The organism is Mycobacterium sp. (genome assembly GCF_039583805.1).
Classification (GTDB): domain Bacteria; phylum Actinomycetota; class Actinomycetes; order Mycobacteriales; family Mycobacteriaceae; genus Mycobacterium.
In genome coordinates this window covers 1-22841 of record NZ_JAVKSH010000005.1, presented here as the reverse complement: position 1 = coordinate 22841, position 22841 = coordinate 1, and the positions used below count along the sequence as shown (strand labels likewise).

The 22841-nt window shown below is 68.4% G+C and carries 24 protein-coding genes and 1 pseudogene; 9 read left to right on the top strand and 16 right to left on the bottom strand.

Annotation, left to right across the window (positions count from 1 at the left end):
• Positions 1-2: 2 nt before the first annotated feature.
• The 6 genes from ABDW21_RS01155 to fadD5 form a co-directional block, all read right to left on the bottom strand.
• Positions 3-1586, bottom strand: coding sequence for an MCE family protein (locus tag ABDW21_RS01155; protein ID WP_343709960.1), 1584 nt, complete (start codon positions 1584-1586; stop codon positions 3-5).
• Positions 1583-2620, bottom strand: a complete 1038-nt coding sequence (locus tag ABDW21_RS01150; RefSeq protein ID WP_343709959.1) for a virulence factor Mce family protein — start codon at positions 2618-2620, stop codon at positions 1583-1585. Before ABDW21_RS01150 ends, ABDW21_RS01155 begins: the two co-directional genes overlap by 4 nt.
• On the bottom strand, positions 2617-3939 hold the full coding sequence (locus tag ABDW21_RS01145; RefSeq protein WP_343709958.1) for an MCE family protein: 1323 nt from the start codon (positions 3937-3939) through the stop codon (positions 2617-2619). The genes ABDW21_RS01150 and ABDW21_RS01145 overlap by 4 nt, the downstream gene beginning before the upstream one ends.
• Before the next feature lie 5 nt (positions 3940-3944).
• Positions 3945-4814: an ABC transporter permease gene (locus ABDW21_RS01140; RefSeq protein ID WP_343709957.1), complete on the bottom strand. Its 870-nt coding sequence runs from the start codon at positions 4812-4814 to the stop codon at positions 3945-3947.
• A gap of 1 nt (position 4815) precedes the next feature.
• Entirely contained in the window at positions 4816-5619 is an 804-nt protein-coding gene (locus ABDW21_RS01135) for an ABC transporter permease (RefSeq protein ID WP_343709956.1), read from the bottom strand.
• Between the two features lie 215 nt (positions 5620-5834).
• On the bottom strand, positions 5835-7484 hold the full coding sequence (gene fadD5, locus ABDW21_RS01130) for a fatty-acid--CoA ligase FadD5 (RefSeq protein WP_343709955.1): 1650 nt from the start codon (positions 7482-7484) through the stop codon (positions 5835-5837).
• A gap of 157 nt (positions 7485-7641) precedes the next feature.
• Here fadD5 and ABDW21_RS01125 point away from each other — a divergent pair, with 157 nt between their 5' ends.
• The gene (locus ABDW21_RS01125; protein WP_343601056.1) at positions 7642-8334 is read left to right on the top strand and encodes a GntR family transcriptional regulator; all 693 of its coding nucleotides are present in this window, start codon (positions 7642-7644) and stop codon (positions 8332-8334) included.
• 18 nt (positions 8335-8352) lie between these two features.
• Here the strand turns inward: ABDW21_RS01125 and ABDW21_RS01120 are convergent, their stop codons facing one another.
• Both ABDW21_RS01120 and ABDW21_RS01115 read right to left on the bottom strand, forming a co-directional pair.
• Positions 8353-8796, bottom strand: a complete 444-nt coding sequence (locus tag ABDW21_RS01120; RefSeq protein WP_343601055.1) for an SRPBCC family protein — start codon at positions 8794-8796, stop codon at positions 8353-8355.
• Between the two features lie 9 nt (positions 8797-8805).
• Complete coding sequence (locus ABDW21_RS01115) at positions 8806-9243, bottom strand: thioesterase family protein (RefSeq protein ID WP_343709954.1); 438 nt, start codon at positions 9241-9243, stop codon at positions 8806-8808.
• Between the two features lie 69 nt (positions 9244-9312).
• Here ABDW21_RS01115 and ABDW21_RS01110 point away from each other — a divergent pair, with 69 nt between their 5' ends.
• Complete coding sequence (locus ABDW21_RS01110; protein WP_343709953.1) at positions 9313-10449, top strand: zinc-binding dehydrogenase; 1137 nt, start codon at positions 9313-9315, stop codon at positions 10447-10449.
• Here the strand turns inward: ABDW21_RS01110 and ABDW21_RS01105 are convergent.
• From ABDW21_RS01105 to ABDW21_RS01090, 4 genes are all read right to left on the bottom strand, one after another.
• The gene (locus ABDW21_RS01105) at positions 10433-11608 is read right to left on the bottom strand and encodes a CoA transferase (protein WP_343709952.1); all 1176 of its coding nucleotides are present in this window, start codon (positions 11606-11608) and stop codon (positions 10433-10435) included. The genes ABDW21_RS01110 and ABDW21_RS01105 overlap by 17 nt on opposite strands.
• Before the next feature lie 26 nt (positions 11609-11634).
• Positions 11635-12510 (bottom strand): acyl-CoA thioesterase domain-containing protein, encoded by an 876-nt coding sequence (locus ABDW21_RS01100; protein WP_343601051.1) that lies wholly within the window; start codon positions 12508-12510, stop codon positions 11635-11637.
• Positions 12511-12571: 61 nt separating this feature from the next.
• The gene (locus ABDW21_RS01095) at positions 12572-13498 is read right to left on the bottom strand and encodes an LLM class F420-dependent oxidoreductase (RefSeq protein WP_343601050.1); all 927 of its coding nucleotides are present in this window, start codon (positions 13496-13498) and stop codon (positions 12572-12574) included.
• Between the two features lie 130 nt (positions 13499-13628).
• Positions 13629-14267: a TetR/AcrR family transcriptional regulator gene (locus tag ABDW21_RS01090; protein WP_343601049.1), complete on the bottom strand. Its 639-nt coding sequence runs from the start codon at positions 14265-14267 to the stop codon at positions 13629-13631.
• A 123-nt stretch (positions 14268-14390) separates the two neighbouring features.
• Here ABDW21_RS01090 and ABDW21_RS01085 point away from each other — a divergent pair, with 123 nt between their 5' ends.
• Positions 14391-14516: a hypothetical protein gene (locus tag ABDW21_RS01085; protein WP_343601048.1), complete on the top strand. Its 126-nt coding sequence runs from the start codon at positions 14391-14393 to the stop codon at positions 14514-14516.
• 364 nt (positions 14517-14880) lie between these two features.
• On the opposite strand, the gene ABDW21_RS01080 is transcribed toward ABDW21_RS01085, so the two are convergent.
• The 3 genes from ABDW21_RS01080 to ABDW21_RS01070 are packed head-to-tail and all read right to left on the bottom strand — an operon-like array spanning position 14881 to position 17717.
• Positions 14881-16305: an NAD(P)(+) transhydrogenase (Re/Si-specific) subunit beta gene (locus tag ABDW21_RS01080; protein ID WP_343601047.1), complete on the bottom strand. Its 1425-nt coding sequence runs from the start codon at positions 16303-16305 to the stop codon at positions 14881-14883.
• The gene (locus tag ABDW21_RS01075; protein ID WP_343601046.1) at positions 16302-16625 is read right to left on the bottom strand and encodes an NAD(P) transhydrogenase subunit alpha; all 324 of its coding nucleotides are present in this window, start codon (positions 16623-16625) and stop codon (positions 16302-16304) included. The genes ABDW21_RS01080 and ABDW21_RS01075 overlap by 4 nt, the downstream gene beginning before the upstream one ends.
• Positions 16626-17717 carry a Re/Si-specific NAD(P)(+) transhydrogenase subunit alpha gene (locus ABDW21_RS01070; RefSeq protein WP_343601045.1) on the bottom strand — a complete coding sequence of 364 codons (1092 nt, stop codon included), beginning with the start codon at positions 17715-17717 and terminating at the stop codon, positions 16626-16628.
• 326 nt (positions 17718-18043) lie between these two features.
• On the opposite strand from ABDW21_RS01070, the gene ABDW21_RS01065 reads away from it, so the two are divergent.
• Both ABDW21_RS01065 and ABDW21_RS01060 read left to right on the top strand, forming a co-directional pair.
• Positions 18044-18265: an antitoxin gene (locus ABDW21_RS01065; protein ID WP_343601044.1), complete on the top strand. Its 222-nt coding sequence runs from the start codon at positions 18044-18046 to the stop codon at positions 18263-18265.
• 7 nt (positions 18266-18272) lie between these two features.
• Positions 18273-18545, top strand: a pseudogene (locus tag ABDW21_RS01060) (TA system VapC family ribonuclease toxin); the annotation flags it as partial.
• Positions 18546-18608: 63 nt separating this feature from the next.
• Here ABDW21_RS01060 and ABDW21_RS01055 read toward each other — a convergent pair.
• Positions 18609-19070 (bottom strand): nuclear transport factor 2 family protein, encoded by a 462-nt coding sequence (locus tag ABDW21_RS01055; protein WP_343601043.1) that lies wholly within the window; start codon positions 19068-19070, stop codon positions 18609-18611.
• A gap of 156 nt (positions 19071-19226) precedes the next feature.
• On the opposite strand from ABDW21_RS01055, the gene ABDW21_RS01050 reads away from it, so the two are divergent.
• The 4 genes from ABDW21_RS01050 to ABDW21_RS01035 all read left to right on the top strand — a co-directional run.
• Positions 19227-19424 carry a hypothetical protein gene (locus ABDW21_RS01050; protein WP_343601042.1) on the top strand — a complete coding sequence of 66 codons (198 nt, stop codon included), beginning with the start codon at positions 19227-19229 and terminating at the stop codon, positions 19422-19424.
• On the top strand, positions 19425-20234 hold the full coding sequence (locus ABDW21_RS01045; RefSeq protein WP_343601041.1) for a tyrosine-protein phosphatase: 810 nt from the start codon (positions 19425-19427) through the stop codon (positions 20232-20234).
• A 159-nt stretch (positions 20235-20393) separates the two neighbouring features.
• Positions 20394-21806, top strand: a complete 1413-nt coding sequence (locus ABDW21_RS01040; protein WP_343601040.1) for a PE-PPE domain-containing protein — start codon at positions 20394-20396, stop codon at positions 21804-21806.
• Between the two features lie 87 nt (positions 21807-21893).
• Positions 21894-22841, top strand: a 948-nt coding sequence (locus ABDW21_RS01035; protein ID WP_343709951.1) for a PE-PPE domain-containing protein, incomplete at its 3' end; no start/stop codon positions are given.

Here is a 22841-nt window from a genome sequence, read left to right as displayed (position 1 = left end):
GGCTACCTTCCAATGCTTCCGCCCCCTCCACCTGGCTGACTATTTCCGCCTTCACCGGGCGGGATGAACGGCACCGGCAACTGGGCCCCCGGTCCCGGTGGTGCCGGTGGCCCCGGGGGCAGGCCCGGCGCGAACGTCGACGGCGGCGGCGTCGGGCCGGCCGGTGCCAGGCCCTCGGTACGCGCGCCCGGAGGCGCGGGCGGCAGCGGCACCGGGGTACCGGGCAGATCCGGCGCCGGCTCACCTGGCCGCCCGGCGATCGGGATGCCCGGGGTCGGCGGAAGGCCGTTCGGGTTCGGCGGCGACGTCAACACGTCCGGCAACTCCGACTGACCCCCCGGGAGGCCGAACGGACCCAGATCGAGGCCCGCGCACGGCAATGGGTTGATGGGGCTCGGGAACGCGCCGGGCGCCGGCGCATACGAGCACGGCGAACCCGGCAGCACCGCCGGCCCGGGGTGCTCCGGGGTGCCCTCCAGCAGTGCCGGCGCCGGCGGCGGCGCACCGTTGGGGAACCGGGTCCCGTTGGGGTCGGGGTACCGGAACGCCGGCAACCCGGCATTGCGCCAGAACTCCTCGGGCGAGACCCCGCGTTTCTTGAGCGCAGCGTCGATCCACGGTTGGGTGAATTGATACGTCTGGGTATTCAAAAAATTGTTCACCGCCGACACCTTGAAGTACGGTCCCGACGCGATGGTCTCGTTCAAGATCGTGACGAGTTTGGCTTCCTGAACAAGCGAATCCGCCAAGTCCCCTTTGCGGTCCCTCAGCACGTCGGTGACCGAGCGCAGCTGTTCTAGCACGTGATTGAGGTTCGGGTTGTCGTTGATCAGCCCTTGCAGCTGGGCCGAGACCGCCGCGACGTTCCCCAGCAGCGCGTCGATGGCCTGGCCGCGCTGGTTGACCGCGGCCACCAGCGTCTTGGCGTTGACCAAAAGCCGGTCGACCTGGTCGCTTCGGTCACCCAGGACGCTGGCCACCTGGTTGGCTTGCGCGAGTAGATGCTTGATCTCCTCGTCACGTTTACCGATGGTGGCGGAGAACTTGGCCACCCCGTCGAGGGCGGCGCTCAAGTGCGGGTACGTCTGCTCGACGGTCTGCGACAACACCGTCAGCGACTGCTTGACGGTATTGATGTTCCAGCCTGTCGCGGCCTTGGTGGCGTCGAAGGCGGCGTCGTAGATCTGATACGGGGTGGTGCTTTGGCCCACTGGCAAAACACCCCCCGGCCGCAGCCGCCGGGTGCCCCTCGGTTCGACCTCGAGTACCTTTCGCCCCAGGATTGTGTCGGTCTTGACGGCCACCCGACTTGCGGTGCCGAAAGTGTTGGTGCCGGTCGTGAACTTGATCAACACGCGGTCGCCGTCGATTTGAAGCGCCTGCACGTCGCCAACAGTCATGCCGGCGATGCGCACCTTGTCGCCCTTGCTCAGTTGACCGCTGTCGGTGAACTGCGCGTAGTAGGCCGGCTTGGCTAACAACATCGGGATGCTGGTCATACTTTGGCCGAACGCTATGACGAGGATCAGCACAGCCAGGCCCATGAGGCCGATCCGAAGCCGGTTAGGGGGTTCCAGCGCTCTCACTTCGGCGAGCACCTCCCCGTGGGCTGCTCGAACAGCCTGGCTTTGCGGACCGGACCACCGGGTTGCAGCCCGTTGATCAGGAAGGTGATGTCGCATATGTAGAAGTTGAAGAAGTCGCCGTAGACACCGGTGCGTCCGAACGCTTTTATCCCCGCCGGTATCTTCTGAAGAGTTTCGTTCACCTCATCGCGCCGATCGATCAGCGGTTGAGCAATCCCCTGTGTGTAATTGACGGCGTTATGCAGCAGGGGGCGGTTCTCGGCGAGCAGGTCGGCCAGCGTTCCGGCGGCGTTGCTGATGTGCGCGAGGTCGCCGGCCAGCGGGTCGGCGTGGTTCTTCAGTCCGGTGATCAGCTTCTCGAAGTTGTCGACGGTCCCGTCGAACTCCGCGCGATGGCGCACCGTGGTGTCCAGCACGATGTTCAAGTTCTTGACGACCTCGCCGATCGCCTGGTCACGCTCGGCGATCGTCGAGGTTAGTTGCGCGGTTTGGTCGAGGATGTCGTTGATGGTGCCGCCTTCACCCTGGAACACGGTGACGATGGCAGACGCGATGGTGTTGACCTTCTGCGGGTCCAGCGCCCGAAGAAGCGGCTTGAAACCACCGATCAGCGCATCGAGGTCCAGCGCCGGCTGGGTGCGCGACAGCGGAATGAACCCGCCCGGCGGCAGAACCCGGTCAGCGCCCTCGCCCTGACCGCGAGCGAGCTCCAGGTAGCGGTCACCGACCAGGTTCAGATAACGGACCTGGGCGGTCGTGGACTGATACAGCGGCAGTGACCGGTCGACGGCAAAGTCGACATGGACCCGACGACCTCCGTCGACGAGCCGGATCTTTTTGACCTTTCCGACCTCGACGCCGGAAGCCCGGACGAACTGGCCGGCCCGCATGCCGCTGACGCTGCTGAACTCCGCGGAGTAGGTGCTGGTCCGGTCGAAGCGCATCTGACCGAACACCACCGCGATCATGAAGGTAAAGGCCAGCAGCAGCGACCCCACAGTGCTGAGTTTGACAACGGTACCGGTGATTTTCATGGGTTGATCGTGTACTCCCCCCACTGACGGCCCCACACGTACTCGACGCCGATGGGCGAGGCGGTGTCCAGGTGGTTATACGGCACGACGCTGGCGCCGTCGTCCACCACGAGGTAGGGCCCCGGCCAGAGATCACGGGTGATCGACTGCCAGCAACCCGGCGCACCCCCCGGCCCACCGCGGGCGTTCACCCGCGGCAGGTTGTCCGGATAGACGTACGGATTCTGAATTCCGCCGATCAGGCTCGCCAGGGATGAGAGCCCGCCGGTGAGTGGTGCGAGCCCCGCGGCGGTCGCGAACGCCAGGGGATTCAGCAGAAATCCGGTCCCGCCGAGGGCCTCGGCGTCGACGTCCAGCGCATACCCGTCACCCCCACCGAAGATGTGGGCGAACTTCTTCGACCCCTCGGCGGCGTTCCGGAGAGAGCAGAACACCTCGGGGCTGTAGGTGTCGAACAGCCCGGTGGTGGGCACCAGATCGTTGATCTCACGCTGCAGGTACGGGCCGCCCCGACCAAAGATGTCGGCGCCGGTGTTACCGAACCCGACCGCCGCCAACAACGCCGCATCTAGATCGTCCTGCTGGCGGTGCAGCGTGCGCGCCGTCGTCGCCGCGTTGTTGAAGAAATCGAACAAATCCGGCGCCGCGTTGGCGTAGGTGTCGGCGAGCGCCGCCAACTGCTGGAAGTCATGGCGTGCTTGCGGCTGCAGGGGATTCACCTCATCGAGGATGGCGTTGGCGTTGACGATCGACTGCCCGAATTTGTCGCCCAACCCGTTCAACGCCTCCGCCGCGGCGCTCAGGGTGAGATTCAGCTTGACCGGATCCACCTTCGCGGTGATCGAGGCGATTGTCGACAGCAAGGTATTGATCTCCGTCGTCACATGCCTCGCGTCGATCACGTCTTTTGGCGAGATCCGTTGTGGCGTAGGGTCTTTCGGTGAGGTCAACGACACATACTTACCGCCGAAAAGCGTGGTCGCCACGATTTTGGCGTCCACGTTAGCCGGGATCAGCTTCAGGTAGCGCGGAAACACGTCCAAGGCGAACTTGGCCGCCGGCTTGCCGTCCTGCGTGATCTCCGAGATGCTGGCCACCCGGCCGATCTCCACCCCGTTATAGGTGACCTTCGCACCGGGATCCATCACCAAACCCGCCCGCGCAGACAGCATCTGCAGCTGCGTCTTGGGTGTGAAGTCCCCCCGATACTGCAGGTACACCAGCCCCACGACCAGTGCAACAACCGACAGAGTCACCACACCGGCCAACCGGTACGGCGCCAGCGGCGCTTTGTTTATCTTTCCCTGCGGAGTCGTCATCGCGGCTACACCGTGAAGTTGAAGTTTGGGTTGGTGCCGTATAGTGCCATTTCAAACAAGACGAGTACGACGTTGATCGCAACCAGCGAGAAACGCATTGAGCGGCCGACAGCTTCACCGACGCCGACCGGACCGCCGCTGGCGTTGAACCCGTAGTAGCAGTGGACCAGCATCACCATCCCCGCGACGACGATCATCTCCGCGAAGGACCAGAACACGTCATTGGGCCGCAGGAACGTCCGGAAGTAGTGCTCGTAAGTGCCGGATGCTTGTCCGTACAGCACTGTCGTGACAAGCTGCGGAGCCACGAACGACGCGATCAGTCCCAGCGCGTAAAGAGGGATGATCACCACCTGCACGGCTATCGCCCGGGTGGACACCAGATACGCGGTCGAGTTGATGCCCATCACCTCGAGCGCGTCGATCTCCTCGCTGATCCGCATGGCGCCCAGTTCGGCGGTGGCGCCGGCGCCGACCGTAGCCGCCAGCACGACGCCGGTGACGACAGGGGCGACGAGGCGCACGTTGATCAGTGCGGCGGCGAACCCGAGGAGCGTCTCGATACCGACGTGCGACAGTGCCGAGAAGCCCTGCAGGGCGACCAACGATCCCGAGGACGCCGCCACCAGGCCGACGATCACGGCGGTGCCGCCGACGACAGCCAGCGCGCCCGCGCCCATCCCTATCGCGGCGATCTGTCGCAGGATTTCTGCGCGGTAGCGGGTCAGCGCCAACGCTATGTTGCGACTGCCGATCAGGGTGAACCAGCCCAGCTTGCCGGCCTCCTCCAGGCCCTGGCTCGCGGCGACGCCATAGCGACGAAGGTTGGCAGTTGCCCGCGGGTAGCGGGATCGCAGTACTTGCGCCGTCGTCATCTCAGAGCGCCCCCGTTCCGAACCGCACGCCGATGGCGGTCAGCACCACGTTGACCGCGTACAAGAAGACCACGCACATCACGACGGTCTCGTTGACGGCGACACCCAGACCCTTGGAACCGCCACGCACGGTCAGCCCCCGGTAGCAGGCCACCAGGCCCGCGATCAGGCCGAAGATGAAGGCTTTGATCGTTGCGACAATCACTTCGGGCAAGCCCACCAGAAGAGTCAGCGAGGTCAGGTAGGCGCCCCCCGAGATGTTCTGCAGGTAGACCCCGAAGATGTAGCCGCCGACCAGTCCGATCATGCTCACCATGCCGTTGAGCAGCATGGCGACAGTGCACATGGCCGCGACCCGGGGCAACACCAGGCGGTGGATGGGGTCGATGCCGAGCACCTCCAGCGCGTCGATTTCCTCCCGGATGGTGCGAGCGCCCAGGTCGGCGCAGATCGCCGTGGCCGCCGCGCCGGCTACCACCAGCACGGTCACGATCGGGCCGATCTGGGTGATCACCGCGACCGCCGTGCCCGCCCCCGAGATGTCGGCGGCGCCGACCTGGATCAGCAGGATGTTGAACGTGAAGATGAAAAGCACCGTCAGCGGCGCCGAGACCGCCATGGTCGGAACAAGCGAGACCCTGACGATGAACCAGCACTGCAGAATGAACTCGCGCCACTCAAACGGCGGCCGGAACAACGCTTTACCGGTCAGCACACACATCCGGACGAACCCGCCAATTATCCGCAGCGGGGGAGCCGCCCGGTCGCGGGCGTAATCGGTGAGCCGCGGCTGTGTCGCCGTCACCGCTGCCCCCTCACGACGGGACTGCGCGCCTCGCGGCGTCGCGTCGGATCGTGTCGCACGCGTCCTCCTCGCCCCGTCGTCACGTCTGTGGCCGCCGACTCCCAACGTGCAGGTTGTAAGGCCGACCACAGGACTTTAACCGATGGTCTGCCCGGCGTGTGACGAATCCGCACTATTGACCTTCCGACACATGTGGCCTGGTACTCGTCGTCATGTCAGCCCCTCGCGCCCGCCGCAGAATCTGTTGACATAGAAGCGGTTTCAGGAGCTTTCGCCGCGCCGAAGCGTCTGCGCAACTCGGTCTTGAGCACCTTGCCGGCCGGGTTGCGGGGCAGCGCGTCGACGATCTCCAAGCCCTTGGGGTGCTTGTAGCGCGCCAACCGTTCGGCGAGGAACTCGTCGAGATCCTCCAGGCACAACGTGTTGTGCGGGCCGCCCTCAGTGACGGCCGCGACCGCGATCGGCACCTCGCCCCACTTATCGTGCGGACGGCCGATCACCGCGACCTCGACGATGGCCGGATGACCGGCCAGGACGTTCTCCACCTCCGCACAGTAGATGTTCTCGCCGCCGGAGATGATCATGTCCTTCTTGCGGTCGACCACCCAGACGTAGCCCTCGGAGTCCATCCGTACCAGGTCACCGGAGTGGAACCAGCCGCCGACGAACGCCTCGGCGGTGGCCTGCGGGTTGTTCCAGTAGCCGCTCATCAATGTCGGTGCGCGGTACACGATTTCGCCGACTTCGCCAACAGGCACGTCGTTCATGTCGTCGTCAACGACGCGGGCCCCCACAGTCGGCACCACCTTGCCGACCGACCCGCGCTTGCGCACGGCGTCCTCGCCGAGCAGCATGCAGGTGACCGGCGACATCTCGGTCTGGCCGAAGGCGGCCAGTATCTGGGTGCCGGGAAACGTCTCCGACATCTCCCTCAGCAGCGTGTCCGACGCCGGTGCGGCGCCCCACGACATCACCCGCAACCGGACGTCGCGCGGGCGGACGCGCTGCTCGGCGCAGACCGCCTGCCACTGCGCGGGCACCAGGAAGATTCCGGTGACCTTCTCCGCGGCCAGCACGTCGAGCAGGTGCCCAGGGTCGAACCCGCCGAGCGGGTGGATGACGGTCGGTGTGCCGACCAGTATCGGCGTCAGCATGTTGCCGATCCCAGCGATATGGAACAGCGGGACGCCGACGAAGCTGACGTCGCGGGAATCGACGCCGTTGGTGTACAGGGCGATCAACGTCTCCGCGGCCAGGTTGGCGTGGGTGAGCACCGCACCCTTGGGCCGGCCGGTGGTGCCCGAGGTGTACATGATCAGCGCGGGCGACTCCTCGGAGACGTCGACGGGCTGGTGCGGGTCGCCGGGCTCGCCGATCAGGTCCTCGTAGCCCAGCAGGCCGTCCTCGGTGGCGCCGCCGGCGACGACGATCGTGCTCAGCGCCGGCGCGGTGTCGCGCACACCGGCGGCCACCGCGGCCAGCACCGATTCGGTGACCATCACTCGTGCCTGGCAGTCGTTGACCAGGAACGCAAGCTCGGCCGGGGTGAGGCGGAAGTTCACCGGGACCGCGATGGCGCCGAGCATGGTGGCGGCCAGCGCCGACTCGACGAACTCCGGCCGGTTCAGCATCAAGATCATCACCCGGTCGCCGACCCCGACGCCGCGCCGGCTCAGTGCGTCGGCCAGCGCGGCGACACGGCGGCGAAGCTCCGCCCAGGTGATGGTGCGGCCCGCAAACCGCACCGCGGGCGCGTCCGGCTGCATCAGCGCGTGCCGCTCGATCTGGTTGACCCAGTTCTGCCGTCGGGCGAGATAGGGCTGCTCGGTGGTGGTGGCGTCGTGGCCGGTCACCTGCGCGGTCACCGTGGGCTTCCCCTTCGTCGCGGGCGGATGCTCGATGTTGACATGTGATGCTTGGCGTTGATACGTGATGCTCGACGTTGATATTTGATCAAAGCTGGTGTTGTGTAGGTCACATTATGGTCTCGACGGCGCGAAGACAAGGAGTGCGGAAACCCACGTGAGCGCACCTGGCGCCGCGCCCCGGCGCGGCCGGCTGCCGCTGCGCCGGGCGCAGTTGTCCGACGAGGTGGCCGGCCATCTGCGGGCCGCGATCATGTCCGGCGCGCTGCGTCCGGGGACGTTCATCCGGCTCGACGAGACGGCGGCCAGTCTCGGGGTCAGTGCCACGCCCGTGCGGGAGGCGCTGCTGACGCTGCGCGGTGAGGGGATGGTCGTGCTGGAGCCGCATCGCGGCCACGTGGTGTCACCGCTGACCCGCCAGGATGTCGACGACATCTCCTGGTTGCAGGTCACCATCGCCAGGGAGCTCGCCGCCACGGCCGCCGAACACATCGCCGACGACGAGATCGACGACCTCGAACACACCGCCGACGCGCTGGAGGCGGCCGTCGCCGCCGCCGACACCGAGACGATCGCGGCGATCGAGTTCGCGTTCCACCGGGCGTTGCACCGCTGCACCGGCCGGACCAAGTTGGCCTGGTTCCTGCTGCAGGCCACCCGGTACCTGCCGGTGCCGGTCTACGCCGCCGATCCGCAATGGCGCCGGGCCGCCGTCGACAACCACCGCCGGTTGGTCGACGCGCTGCGCCGCCGCGACCCCGCGGCCGTCGCCGAACACTTCACCTGGCAGTTCACCGACGGGGCCCGCCGACTGACCGACGGGCTGGACCGGGCCGGCATCTGGGCCTGATCCGGGCACACGGCTCGGCTACGAACCGGCAGCCAGCTGCTCGGCGCGCCGCTTGAGGTTGTCGGCAAGGTAGTCCAGGGCGTTGTTGACGAACGTTTTGACCATCGTGTCCGGCACCGGCATCTCGGTCTCGACGTCCATGTCGACCGTCAGCAGCGCCGCCGGGCCCATGTCCACGACGCTGAACAGCTGCTCCTGCTTGGTGAACAGCGGGCCCTGCTGCATGACCGTCTGGATCTGGTTGGGTCCGGGGTAGTAGACCGCCTGGATGAAGGTGCCCTCGCTGCCGGCATAGACGGTGTCCAGGCGCAGCTGGCTGGGCCGCCCGTCGTCGTAGCGGGCCAGCACCCACAGTCCGTCGATCTCGGTGTTCCACTGCGGGTAGGACTCGAAGTCCGTCACGATGGACAAGATCGCGGACGCCGGGGCGGCGACCTCGACGGTCTTGCTCACGAACGCCATCGGCCGAGCCTATCCGAGGCCCTCGACCGACAGCGTGGCCGTCGACAGCAGCGAGCGGATGGCGTCGGGAATCGGCACCGGCCGACGGGTGGCGCGGTCGACGTAGACCTGCACCCAGTGCCCGACGGCGGCGGCCTGATCGGCGCCGGGTTCGTTGCCGGGGTCTTCGCCGGCCGGGAAAAGCCCCAGCCGGTAGACGACGCTGGTGCGGCCGAGCCGGGCCACCGCCACGCCGACGACCAGCCGCTGCGGGAAATGCAGCTCGGCCAGGTAGCGGCAGCCGGACTCGGCGACGATGCCCTGCGCCGCCATGGCGACCGGGTCGATGTCGAGGTTCGTGTTGATCCAGCCGTTGATCGCGGTGTCGAACAGCTGGTAGTACACGGCGTTGTTGAGGTGGCCGAACATGTCGTTGTCGGCCCACCGGGTTGGAACGGGCCAGAGCACCGGGAAGTCGCGGCTGGTGAGCCCGTCCGGCGGGGGGGGGGGGAACCGACGTCATGGTTGTATTCCAACATGATTCGGATCCGGGGCGCCGTGCTGGACCGCGTCGGCGCGCCCCGGCCCTACCGCGACTCCCGGCCGATCAGCGTCACCGACGTCGACCTGTCGCCGCCCGGCGCCGGTGAGGTGCAGGTCCGCATCGAGGCCGCGGGCGTGTGCCACTCCGACTTGTCGGTGGTCGACGGCAGCCGGGTGCGCCCGGTGCCGATGCTGCTGGGCCACGAGGCCGCGGGGATCGTCGAGCGGGTCGGCCCTCCCACCGATTCCGGTGCCGCCGATCTGCGGCTCGGCCAGCGGGTGGTGACGACGTTCCTGCCGCGGTGCGGCCGGTGCGCGGCGTGCGCCACCGACGGGCTGACGCCATGCGAACCGGGCAGCGCCGCCAACGCCGCCGGCACGCTGCTCGGCGGGGGGATGCGGTTGAGCCGGGGCGGGCAGCCGGTGTACCACCACCTCGGGGTGTCCGGTTTTGCCACGCACGCCGTCGTGCACCGGGCCAGCGTCGTCGGGGTGCCCGACGACGTGCCGCCCGCCGTCGCGGCGCTGCTGGGGTGTGCCGTGCTCACCGGCGGCGGGGCCGTGCTCAACGTCGGCGCGCCGCGTCCCGGTCAGACGGTGGCCGTCGTCGGCCTCGGCGGGGTGGGCATGGCCGCGGTGCTGACCGCGCTGGCCCACGACGACGTCCGCGTCGTCGCGGTCGACCGGCTGCCCGAGAAGCTGGCGACCGCGCGGCGTCTCGGCGCGCACGAGACCTACACCCCGCAGCAAGCCGCCGGCGCCGGGGCCGCGGCGGTGGTCAAGGCCGCGGTCGTGATCGAGGCGGCCGGGCATCCGGCCGCGCTGCAGACCGCGATCGAGCTCACCGCGCCGGGCGGGCGGACCGTGACGGTCGGGCTGCCGCCACCGGACGCACGGATCACGGTGTCGCCGTTGGGTTTTGTCGCCGAGGGGCGATCGCTGATCGGCAGCTACCTGGGCTCGGCGGTGCCGGCCCGCGACATCCCCCGGTTCGTCGAGCTGTGGCGGGCGGGCCGGCTGCCGGTGGAGTCGCTGGTGTCCTCGACGATCCGGCTCGACGATGTCAACGCCGCCATGGACCGGCTCGCCGACGGCGCCGCCGTGCGCCAGCTGGTCACGTTCGACGGGTGACGCCGGCGCGCAGCTCGGCCAGGACCTCGCGGGTGTGCTGGCCGAGGGCGGGCGCGGTGGACCGCGGCGCCCACGGCGTGCCGTGGAAGTCCGCGGGTGTGGCCACCATCGGAACCGCCCCGTCGCCGTCGGGAACGTCGACGACACCGCCGGCGGCGTGGAACTGCTCGTCGGCCACCACGTCGTCGATGCTGTTGACGGGCGACCAGAAGAACTCCGGTTCGGCGGCGAAGATGCCGGCCCACTCGTCGAGCGTCTTGGTGGCGAAGATGTCGTCCAGCGCGGCGATCAGCTGCTCGGCGTTGGCCGCGCGTGACCGCGGGTCGGCGAACAGCGGGTCGGTGAGCCAGTCCGGGCGGTCGACGGCCCGGCACAGCGCCGGCCAGTGCCGGGCGGCCTGCAGGCCCACGATCCAGAACCGCCGCCCGTCGCCGGCGGTGTAGTTGTTCATGCAGGGGTTCGCCATCGATTCGCGCTGCCCGACCGCGATGGGTTGGCCGGTCATCAGGTAGGTGTTGATGTCGAAGCTCACCGTGTAGGCGCCCTGCCGGTACAGCGACGTCGTCACCAGCTGGCCGCTGCCGGTCCGGTTGCGCGCCAGCAGAGCCGCACAGATCGCGCCCGCCAGCGTCATGCCGGCCATGTGATCGCCCATCCCGCCGCGCTGGAACGGCGGGGTGTCCCCCGGCCGCGTCAGCAGATGCGCCACCCCGGCGCGCGCCCAGAACGCCGCGACGTCGTAGGCGGCGCGGTCGGCGTCGGGCCCGGTCTGGCCGTAGCCGGTGATCAGGCCGTAGACCAGCCGCGGATTGCCGGCGGCCACCGACTCGAAGTCCAGGCCGAGCCGCCGCAACGCAGGCAGTCGAAGATTGGTCACGAAAACATCTGCGGTGCTGAGTAATTCCAAGGCCACAGCGCGGTCGTCGGCGGTGGTCAGGTCCAGGACGACGCTGCGCTTGGACCGGTTGTCCAGCTCGAACGGCGGGTTCACGTCGAGGTCGAGTCCCAGCATCTTGCCGAACAGCCGTCCCGGGTCGCCGGACGGCGGCTCGATCTTGACGACGTCGGCACCCCAGTCGGCGAGGATCCCGGCGGCCGCGGGGCCGGCCACCCAGACCCCGAGCTCGACGACTGTGACACCGTCCAGCGGTCCCGCCATGACGGGCATTCTGCCGGGCGTCGCGGCTACAGCCGGGCCCGGGACTGGATTGCCAGGTCGCTGCCGCGCAGCGGCCGGATCAGGGACTCCTGGACGAACGACGCGATCAGCGCGCCCTCCTCGGTGTGCACGGCGCCGCGGACGTAGGACATCCCGGCGCCCACCTGGGTGCTTTCGTGGCTGTAGAGCAACCAGCCCGGCCAGGACACCGGCTCGTGGAAACCGACCGTCGCCGTCATCGGCGCCGTCGACACGGTGGAATGCGCCTGGCTGGTGCCGATGCCCGGGTGCGGACGCATCGTCGTCGAAATCCCCAAATGCCCTGTGAAATAGGCGATCAGCGCTTTGGCAAGCTCGTCGCGGGCCGGCACGGTATCGTACCGCAGCCATGCGTACAGCTGCGGCGGCCCGACCTCGTCGGGGCTGTTGACGTCGACGACGTCGACCAGGCGGACCTCCCGCCCGGCCATCGGCATCGGCGCGGGGTGCGCGTCGGCCGGCGCGGCGACGTCGGGCCGCGGCAGAGCGTGCCGGATGACGTCGGCCGTCGGGACGTCGGCGAGCAGGGTCGCGGTCACGCAGCGCCGGCCGTTCTGCCCGACGCCGACGACGGCGCTGGCGGTGGTGCGGCCTTCGTGGACGACGTCGATGTCGAAGTCGGCCGGCGGCCCGGCCGTGACGGCGCGGGCGAACACCGCGTGTGCGGAGCGCACCGATTTGTCCGGAAACCGTTTGGCCGCAGCGACAATCGCCTGTGCCAGCAGCTGGGTGCCCTCCACCACCTGCCGCTCGTCCGCGCCGGCGGCACCGGTCTGCCCGGTGTAGCGGTCGGCTCCGGCTGGCCGCACGTCGAACAACTCGAGCAGGCCGGTGACCGACCATGGCGTCTGCTCGGATGACACCCAGCGAGCCTGACATCGCCGCGTGCATTTGGAAAGACCGGCGCCGCGAAAGACCGGCGCCTCAGGACGCGTCGATCACCCGAGCCTGGAAACGCCCGATGGTGTCGAGCACGTGGGCCAGGCTGTCGTCCGGCAACCCGATCTGCACCCAGGTGACCCCCAGCGCGGTCAACTGTTCCAGGCCGGCGAGGTAGGCGTCCGCGTTGAACTCCTCGGATGCGGGGCTGCCACCCTCGACATTGGTGAAGACATTGGTGAAGACGACGTCGAGCTTCGACCAGTCCCGGTTCGCGTCGTCGAATCGGCGCCGCAGATCGGCGATGCCGGCGGCCAGGCGGGCCGGTGAGTCGATGGCCGCGGTGCCGGCGGTGCGGGCCAGCCCGGGCGACGCGGGAAAGGGGCACCAGCCGTCGCCGTGCTGCGCGACGCGACGGCGAGCCGCCCCGGTGTTGCCGCCGATCCAGATCGGTGGGGCGCTGACCGGTCGCGGCCGGGCGGTGATGCCACGGGCGTCGAAGTGCCGGCCGGTGAAGGAAACCTCGGCGGAGGTCCAGACGGCGCGGATCACCTCGAGCGCTTCGTCGCAGAGGTCGCTTCGCTCGTCGTAGTCGACGCCGAGCGCCGCGAACTCCGCTTCGAGGTAGCCGACGCCGACGGCGAGGGTGAACCGGCCGCCGGACAGCACGTCCAGCGTCGCCGCGGACTTGGCCACCAGGAAGGGATTCCGGTACGGCAGCACCACGACGTTGGGAACGAGTCGCAGCGTGGTGGTCGCGGCGGCGGCGAATCCCAGCGCAACGAACGGGTCGAGCGCGTCGTGCCCGCCGGCGTCCAGCCAGCGCTGCGTCGGCGCCGGGTGGTCGGTGAAGCCGACGCCGTCGAACCCCGCCGCCTCGGCGGCACGCGCGATCATCGCGACACCGCGTCCGCTGACCAGCTCAGGGTCGCAGGTGCGACGGCACATCGGGTAGGTGACGGCGAACCGCATCGGCGTAGACACTACGAGACGCCGCACGACCAGGCGCCGCACGACCAGGCGCCGCGAAAGTGCATCCGCCGACACATTTCTCGGGTCGGACCGTCGGTAACCGCACTCTCGCGGGACGTGGGTTGCAGCGTCACGTGCGCGCGGCGCTCACGCCCAGCGGAGACTCGGCTCGGATCGCCTCGTCGCGGATCAGGCCGCGCAGCAGCGCGGTGGAGAACTCGGCGGCGATCTCCGTGGCGGTGCGGCGCCCGCTGGGCCGCAGCCACCGGTAGGAGCCCATCGTCATCCCGATGTACCCCAGCGCCAGCACATGGGAGTCGCACTCGTAGAACTCGCCGCAGGCGATGCCCCGGTCGATGAGGCCGGTCACGTGCTCGTAGACCTGACTTTCCTTCTCCCGGATCGCGGCGACCTGCTCGTCGGTGAACCACTCGGTGATGTAGGGCTGCTCCTGGAAGTACACCGCCGCCCCTTCCGGGTTGGCCGCGATCTGGTCGAGCAGGCGCACCGTGTACTGGTAGAGCGCCTCGCGCGCCGACATCGACGGGTCGTCGTGCACCGCGGCCAGGGTGCGCTCGGCGGCCTGCTGGTAGATGTCGTAGAGGATCAGCGACTTGCTGGCGTAGTAGTGGTAGACGGTCGCCTTGTTCAGGCCGACGACGTCGGCGACGTCGTCCATCCGGGTGCCGTGGTAGCCGCGCGCGGCGAACAGTTTGGTGGCAACCCGCAGCAACTCCTCGCGGCGCGAGAGCCCGTTCTCCGATGGCATGTCAACTCACTGTCGGCGGTGTCAATCAACTGGTTGGCTAGTCTATTCACGGCGGCCGTTCCCTGTCGCACCGTTGCCCGATGGGACTAGACTGCTGCACGAAGCGAGTCGAGAGGTGGGCAGATGGATCCGAATCCGGACTACGATGCCAGCGACGAGATCGAATTCTTTTTCAACTACTTCACCTGGGGGCTGCGCGGCGTCGTCGACGGCAACGGCTACCCGCCGCAGGCATATCCGCCGGTTTAGGGACCTTTGACCTGACCACTTCGATCTGGAACGGTCGGGGCGTTGATGCCGGCGTGGTTGAACGCTGACCAGGCAGGACCGCCTCAAAGCCTTCGTCGCGGAAGGGCTACCGGCCGGGCTACGAGTCGCTGTGTCGGGAGGTGGCCGACTCGATCACCTGGCGCCGGTTCAGCCTCAGCCCGTCGGTGAATCGAGGCTGACTTCACGAACCTCAGGCGCCTCACCTGTCGCTTGCGCTGGGGATTGATACCTTCTCCAACTTGATGGCGTATGCGATATCACGTAGCAGCACCCCATCATGGTCAGTTCCTGGTGCTGATGTGACTGAATAGCTCGAGCGCTTTATAGCTCCAGCGCTTTATAGCTACAGCGCTTTCAGCTCTTCGGCGACCTCGGACACCGACTTCTTGGCGTCGCCGAACAGCATGGTGGTGCCCTCGGCGTAGAACAGCGGATTGTCGATGCCCGCGAACCCGGAGTTCATCGACCGCTTGAGCACGATCACCGACCTGGACTTGTCGACGTTGAGAATCGGCATCCCGTAGATGGGGCTGGACGCGTCGCTGCGCGCCGCCGGGTTGGTGACGTCGTTGGCGCCGATGACGACGGCGACGTCGGTGCGGGCGAACTCGTCGTTGACGTCGTCCATGTCCTTCATGGCGTCGTAGTCGACTTCGGCCTCGGCCAGCAGCACGTTCATGTGGCCGGGCATCCGCCCGGCGACCGGGTGGATCGCGTATTTGACCGGCACGCCGCGGCTTTCCAGCATCGTCGCCAGGTCCTTGACGGCGTGCTGGGCCTGCGCGACGGCCATGCCGTAACCCGGCACCACGATCACCTGGTTGGCGTAGGCCATCTGGATGGCGGCGTCGGCCGCCGAGGTGGCCTTGACCACCTTGTCGCCGCCGTCGCCGCCGCCCACCGCCACGCCGCCGCCGCCGAACCCGCCGGCGACGATCGCCGGGATGGAGCGGTTCATCGCCTTGGCCATCAGGCTGGTCAGGATCGAACCCGAGGCGCCGACGATCATGCCGGCGACGATCATCGCGGTGTTGTCCAATGCCAGGCCGGCCGCCGCGGCGGACAGCCCCGTCATCGCGTTCAGCAGCGAGATGACCACCGGCATGTCGGCGCCGCCGATGGGCAGCACCACCATCAGGCCCAGCACCCCGGCGGCGGCCAGCAGCCCGATCATCCACCACAGCGACACCCCGCCGCTGCCCGGATGCGCGTCCAGGCCGATGACCACCGCGGCGGTGACGGCCGCGGCCAGCAGCAGCAGGTTCAGCGGCTGCTGCACGCGGCCCGCCCCGATCGGCCGGCCGGGCAGGATCTCCTGCAGCTTGCCGAACGCGACGAGCGAACCCCAGAACGACACCGACCCGATGATCGCCGCGAACAGCGACGCCACCACAATGTGCACCGTCGGCGACTCGCCGTGCTGAAAAGCTGAAAAGCCTTCTGTCTCAATGAATTCCGATAACGCGATCAACGCGACCGTGCCGCCGCCGACGCCGTTGAAAAACGCCACCAGCTGCGGCATCGCGGTCATCTTGGTCAGCCGTGCCGGCGGCACGCCGAGCACCACGCCCACCACCAGGCCGGCCACGATCAGCGGCCACTGGTCGGAGTCGCGGATCAGCACCAGCGTCGCCGCCACCGCGATGCCCATCCCGACGGCGGCGATCAGGTTGCCCCGCACCGCGGTCTTGGGCCCGGTCAGGCCCATCAGACCGTAGATGAACAGCGCGAACGCGAAGATATAAAGGACGGTGACCAGGTAGCTCATCGCGCTGCCTCGTCAGCCTTGGCGGGCGCGGGCTTCTTGCCCTTGAACATGCCCAGCATCCGGTCGGTGACGATGAACCCGCCGACCACGTTCAGCGTCCCGAACACCACCGCGACGAACAGGATGACCTGCAGCGCCGGCGACGGGTGCTCGATGCGGCCGGACAGCAGCAGCGCGCCGAGCACGACGATGCCGTGGATGGCGTTGGTCCCCGACATCAGCGGGGTGTGCAAGGTGTTGGGCACCTTGGAGATCACGGCGAACCCGACGAACCCGGACAGCACCAGGATCCCCAGGTTGGCTAGCACGTCGTCGTACATCTAGCTATCCTTCCCGCGTGTCACGCACGCCGCGGCGACGATCTCGTCGTCGAAGTCCGGTGCCAGGGTGCCGTCTGTGATCAGCAGGTCCAGCAGTGCGGTGACGTTCTTGCTGTAGAGCTCGCTGGCGTGTTCGGGCATGGTCGCCGGCAGGTTCAGCGGCGCGGCGATGCCGACGTCGTGTCTGACGACGGTGCGGCCCGGCTCGGTGAGCTCGCAGTTACCGCCGGTCTCCCCGGCGAGGTCGACCACCACGCTGCCCGGTTTCATGCCCTGCACCGCGGCGGCGGTGACCAGTCGCGGCGCCGGGCGGCCCGGCACCAGCGCGGTGGTGATCACCACGTCGAAGCCGGTGATCGCCTGATCCAACGCCTGCTGTTGCTGCGCGCGTTCGGCCTCGGTCAGCTCGCGGGCATACCCGCCCTCGCCGGTCGCTTCGATCCCCAGATCGAGCCATTGCGCGCCGACCGACCGTACCTGGTCGGCCACTTCGGGACGCACGTCGTAGCCGGTGGTGCGCGCGCCCAGCCGTTTGGCCGTCGCCAGCGCCTGCAGCCCGGCCACGCCGACCCCGAGCACCAGCACCGTCGCCGGCTTGACTGTGCCGGCCGCCGTCGTCAGCATCGGGAAGAACCGGGTCGACTCCGAGGCCGCCATCAGCACCGCTTTGTAGCCGGAGACGTTGGCCTGCGACGACAACGCGTCCATCGCCTGCGCGCGGGAAATCCGCGGAATCGCCTCCAGGGCGAACGCCTGCACACCCGCCTCGGTGAGCGCCTGGATCTGGTTGTCGGCGTTGCGCGGCGCCAGGAAACCGATCAGCGTCTGCCCGCGGCGCAACCGGCGCACCTCCTCGGTGGTAGGCGGCGCGACCTTGACGACGACGTCGGCCGCCCAGGCGTCCCCGATGGTGGCGCCCGCCTCGGTGTAGAGCTCGTCGGGAAGCAGGGCCCGCCCGCCGGCGCCGGACTCGACGACGACGGTGACGCCGCTTTTCACCAGGGGCGCGACCGCCTTGGGTACCAGCGCCACGCGCCGCTCATCGGCCCCCGATTCGGCGACCACACCGACCGTCGGCTGCGAATCTGTCATAACGCGCACGTCTACTTTCTCGTCCAGTTCCTGCCCCGATGGATGCGCCGCCGACGCGGCCGCACGCCCCGTACCATAACGCGCGCCAGGGTCACTGATCGCCAGGGTCACTGCTGATGTGCGATCACCGGGCAGGCTACCGGCGGCAGTCGACCGGTGCTCTCAGTTATCGTTCGCCGGCAAAGGTCGGTGCGGTAGCCGCCGCGGTGTTGTGGGCCCACAAAGCGACCTTGTGCGGGGGGTTGCCCGCACGCGTCGAGGCGGACGGCGGGCTGCCCGTTATCCGATAAGACGGGCCCGATGCGTTGATGCGATAGCGTCAGCCAGTGCGCACGACCCTCGACATCGACGACGACGTGGTCGCCGCGGCGCGCGAACTCGCGGCAATCGAGCGGCGGTCGCTGGGCGCGGTGATCTCCGAGCTGGCGCGCCGCGGCCTGACGCCCGCGCTGGTCGAGGCGGACGGCGGGCTGCCGGTGATCCGGGTCCCGGCCGGCACACCGTCGATCACGCCGCACATGGTCCGCCGCGCGCTCGACGAGGATTGACCTGACGGTGGCACTGCTCGACGTCAACGCCCTGGTTGCGCTGGCATGGTATTCGCACGTCCACCACGCGCGCATCCGTGCATGGTTCGCCGAGAACGCGTCGCGGGGCTGGGCGACCTGCCCGGTCACCGAAAGCGGTTTCGTCCGCGTGTCGACCAACCCGAAAGTGCTGCCCAGCCCGATCGGGATCACCGACGCGCGACGTGTCCTGGTGGCCCTGCGGGCAGCCGAGGACCAACGCTTCCTGGTCGACGACGTGTCCATCGTCGATGACGAGCTGCTGACCGCGTGACCGCGAGCGCCGCCTGGGAGGCGGAGGGCAACGTGGTGCCGGTTCCGGGACTCACCACAGTGGGATCTCCTGGTGGCGCTGCGCGGTCGAGCGAGGCCCGAAGTAACGCCGCTGCGACACGTCGATCGCGACGTCGTTGATGCTGGCTTCCCGACGGGCCATCAGCCCGGTGTCGGTGAACTCCCACAGCTCGTTGCCGTAGCTGCGATACCACCGGCCGGCGTCGTCGTGCCATTCGTACTGAAACCGCACCGCGATCCGGTTTGCCCGAAAGTCCCACAGGCTCTTGCGCAGCACGTAGTCCTGCTCGATCTGCCATTTACGGGTCAAAAACGCGACGATCTCGTCACGCCCGACGATGTGCAGGTCGCGGTTGCGCCACTGCGAGTCGATGGTGTAGCCGCGGCTGACCAGATCGGGGTCACGGGTGTTCCAGGCGTCCTCGGCAGCCTGCACTTTCGCGATCGCGGTCTCGGGCGTGAAGGGCGGCAGCGGCGGACGCGTCTCGGTCATAACGCCATCGTGCGTCACCGGATGCCACCCGTGCCGGCGGGTCGTGCCTATCTGGGCGCGTGAATGCGGCTCGTGCGCTGATCGTGATGATGTTGCGGGTCAGGACGCCGGACCCGGTCCAGATTCGGGCGCCCGCGGTGCCCTATCGTGGCCGGCATGGACTTCGCGATGTCGGCCAGGGCCAGCGACTGTCACCGGCTGCTGTCCGATGTCATGAACGAGTGCGTCTTTTCCGCCGAGCCGGCGGTAGCTTTCAACGACGCCCGCAACAGCGAGACCGCGCACACCCACGGCAGCGCCGCCGGCACTGAAGCCGGCTGGGCGAAAAGCGCTTTCGCGACGGCGGTCGCCTAGATGGCCGCCGGCGTCACCGAACTGTCCGGGGCGTTGAACTTCCGTGACGTCGCGGAGTCGGCCGGGGTGCGGCCGGGCCGGCTGTTCCGCTCCGGTGAGCTGAGCCGGCTCGACGACGACGGCCGCGACGCGCTGCGCCGGCTCGGCGTCGCCGACGTCGCCGACTTGCGCTCGCGGCGCGAGGTGGAGCGCCGCGGCCCGGGCCGGGTGCCCGACGGGGTCGACATCCACCTGCTGCCCATCCCCGACCTCGCCGCCGACCACGACGGCGACTCGCCGCACGAGCACGCGTTCACCCGGCTGATGACCGACAAGCCCGGCGACGAGTCGATCAGCGACGCCGCGGCCCGCTACATGGTCGACGAGTACCGCAGGTTCCCCACCTATGCGGGCACGCAGCGCGCGCTACGCCGCGTCGTCTCGCTGCTGGCCGACGGCCGGCCGGTGCTGGCGCACTGCTTCGCCGGCAAGGACCGCACGGGTTTCATGATCGCGGTGCTGCTGGAGGCGGCCGGCGTCGAACGGGACGCCGTGCTGGCGGACTACCTGCGCAGCAACGACGCCGCCGCCGGGCTGCGGGACCGGATCCTGGAGATGATCCGGCAGCGCTCGGACACCGAGCTCACCGAGGAGGTCGTGACGTTCACCGAAGCGCGGCTCTCCGACGAGGTGCTGGGCGTGCGCGTGGAATACCTGGATGCGGCGCGGCAGACCATCGACGCGGCCTTCGGTTCACTGGACGGCTACCTGCGCGACGCCGGCATCACCGACGCCGACGTGGACCGTTTGCGCGACACGCTGCTGGGGTGACGCCGGCCGGCGCCGGGCCGGAGGGGGTGCAGGACTTTGCCCGAAATCGCACGCAAGAGATCACAGGAGGTTGGGATGGGCGAGCGCGGGGTTCGTTGGCCGGGTTGGGCAGTGGTGGCTGGTGCCGGTGCCGGTGCCGGAGTCTTGACACTGACGTCGATGCTGCATTCGGCCTTCGCCTACGGCGACACGGTGGGCTTGATCATCGGCGGCAGCGGCATAGCCACGCCCGGCCCGGACTACGTGGACGAGGCCAACACCCTGTTCATCCACCCTAATTTCACCGACACCGCCTACCCGCCCCCTGCCCCGTACACCGACGGCTTGACCACCCCCGAGGGGTTTTATCCAGAGACCGGTATCAAGACGCTGCCGTACAACTTCCCCAACGGCGCCTCCGTCTACCCGGACGGACAGCAGACCTCGGTGGGCCAGGGCGCCATCATCCTGGAGAACGCGATCAACAGCAATGCCATCGCCGGCAACGAGTCGACGGTGTTCGGCTACTCGCAGAGCACGACGATTTCCACCGCGGTCATGCAGCAGCTCGACCCGTCCGGCCAGCCGGACACCAGCCTGCATGCCCAGTTCGTGCTGATCGCCGACCTGAACGCGCCCGACGGCGGCCTGCTGTCGCGCTTCGACCTGCCGGGCGTCCCGCTGCAATTTCCGAGCCTCGGGCTGGCGTTCGACGGCGTAACTCCGGCGGACGACTTCACCACCGTCATCTACACGCGGGAATGGGACGGCTTCGCCGACTTCCCGAGGTATCCGATCAACCTGCTCGCCGACTTCAACGCCTTCGCCGGCATCGAGACGCTGCACGGCGCCTACCTGCAGCTGTCGCCCGAGCAGATCGCGCCCGAGTCGGCCACCGACCCGGGCGGGGCCATTGAGTTGCCGACGTCGGGAGCCACCGAGACCACCTACTACATGATCCCCACCGCGGACCTGCCGCTGCTGGACCCGATCCGTGCCATCGCCGTCATCGGCAACCCGGTCGCCGATCTGCTGCAGCCGGACCTGACCCTGCTCGTCAACCTGGGCTACGACAACCCCGACCCGCTGGAGGGCTGGGACGCCGGGCCGGCGAACGTGCACACCACGTTCGCGCTGTTCCCGCCCCTCGACCAGATTCTGGACGTGCTGAGACTGCTGCCGTCGCAGACCCTGCTGGGCATCCATGACTTCATCGACGATTTCACCGGCAGCGGACCGAACCCGGTGGCGGTCTCGCTCGCCTCGCTGCCGGCGATGCTGACCGACCGAATGTCGAGCGGGGTGACCGACCCGCTGACGCTGCTGCCGTCGCCGGCCGATATCCCCAACCTGATCGGCACGTCGATCTCCTCCGAGGCGGCGACACTGTATTCGGTGCTGCTGCCGACCGCCGACTTCGTCAACGCCGCCGTCACCGTCCTGCCCGGCTACGACGCCAGCTTGTTCCTGGACAACCTGGCCAACCCGGTGGACGCCGTCGGTTTGCCGCTCGCGGCGGACGCCGGACTGCTGACGTTGTTCGCGGGTTTCGAATTGGAAGTCGTCAACGCGACCCTGAACCTGGGGTTGTGAGGCCGCAGCGTTGCCGGCATGTCGGGCCCTGGCCATTGGAGCGCTGGCTTTGTTAACGTCACCTTGACGCCAACTAAGGAGACAGCTATGAAGCGCGCGCTGAGCCCCTACGTCGTCGCGAGTGTGGCCGTCGCCGGGCTGATCGCCGTCCCCACGGTGGTGGCGCCGAACGTCCAGACCCGCGCGGTCGCGCTGATGGACAACATCGCCTACGTCGTCGGCGGCAGCGGCGACCCGATCCCGTCCGCCGACGAAGTGACGACCAACTTCGACTTGTTCATCAAGCCGTTGTACCCGAGTTACATCGCCGAGGCCCTGTTCACGCCCGAGGGCAACTATGCGCTCTACACCGGCGTCAAAAGTTTGACGCTGGACGCGTCGGAGGCGCAGGGGGCCGAAATTCTTGACAAGACGATCACCCAGCAGGTCGCCGGCGGCAACGACATCGTCGTCAAGGGCGCATCGCAGAGCTCGACGATCTCCGGGCTGGTGATGAGCGAGCTCGCGGGCCACGTGTCGGACTCCAAGCTGTCCTTCGTGCTGACCGGTGATCCTAATCTGCCCAACGGCGGCCTCTTCGAGCGCTTGGACGGGCTGACGCTGCCCGCGCTCGGGATCACGTTCAACGGCGCCACGCCCAGCGATCTGTTCCCGACTACCATTTACACGCAGGAGTACGACGGGTTCGCCGACGTCCCGAAATACCCGATCAACCTGCTGTCGGACATCAACTCGGTGCTGGGCATCCAGTACGTCCACCCCACCTACACGACGCTGACGCCCGATCAGATCGCGCCCGAGTCTGAGTCGAACCCCGGCGGCGCCATCCTGCTGCCGGGGTCGGAGGACTACGGTTCGGGCACCGCGGACAGCATGACGAACTACTACATGATCCCGACCGCGGACCTGCCGCTGCTGGACCCGCTGCGGTCGATCCCGGTCGTGGGCGCCCCGCTGGCCGACCTGCTGCAGCCGGACCTGACCGTGCTCGTCAACCTGGGCTACGACAACCCCAACCCGCTGGAAGGCTGGGAT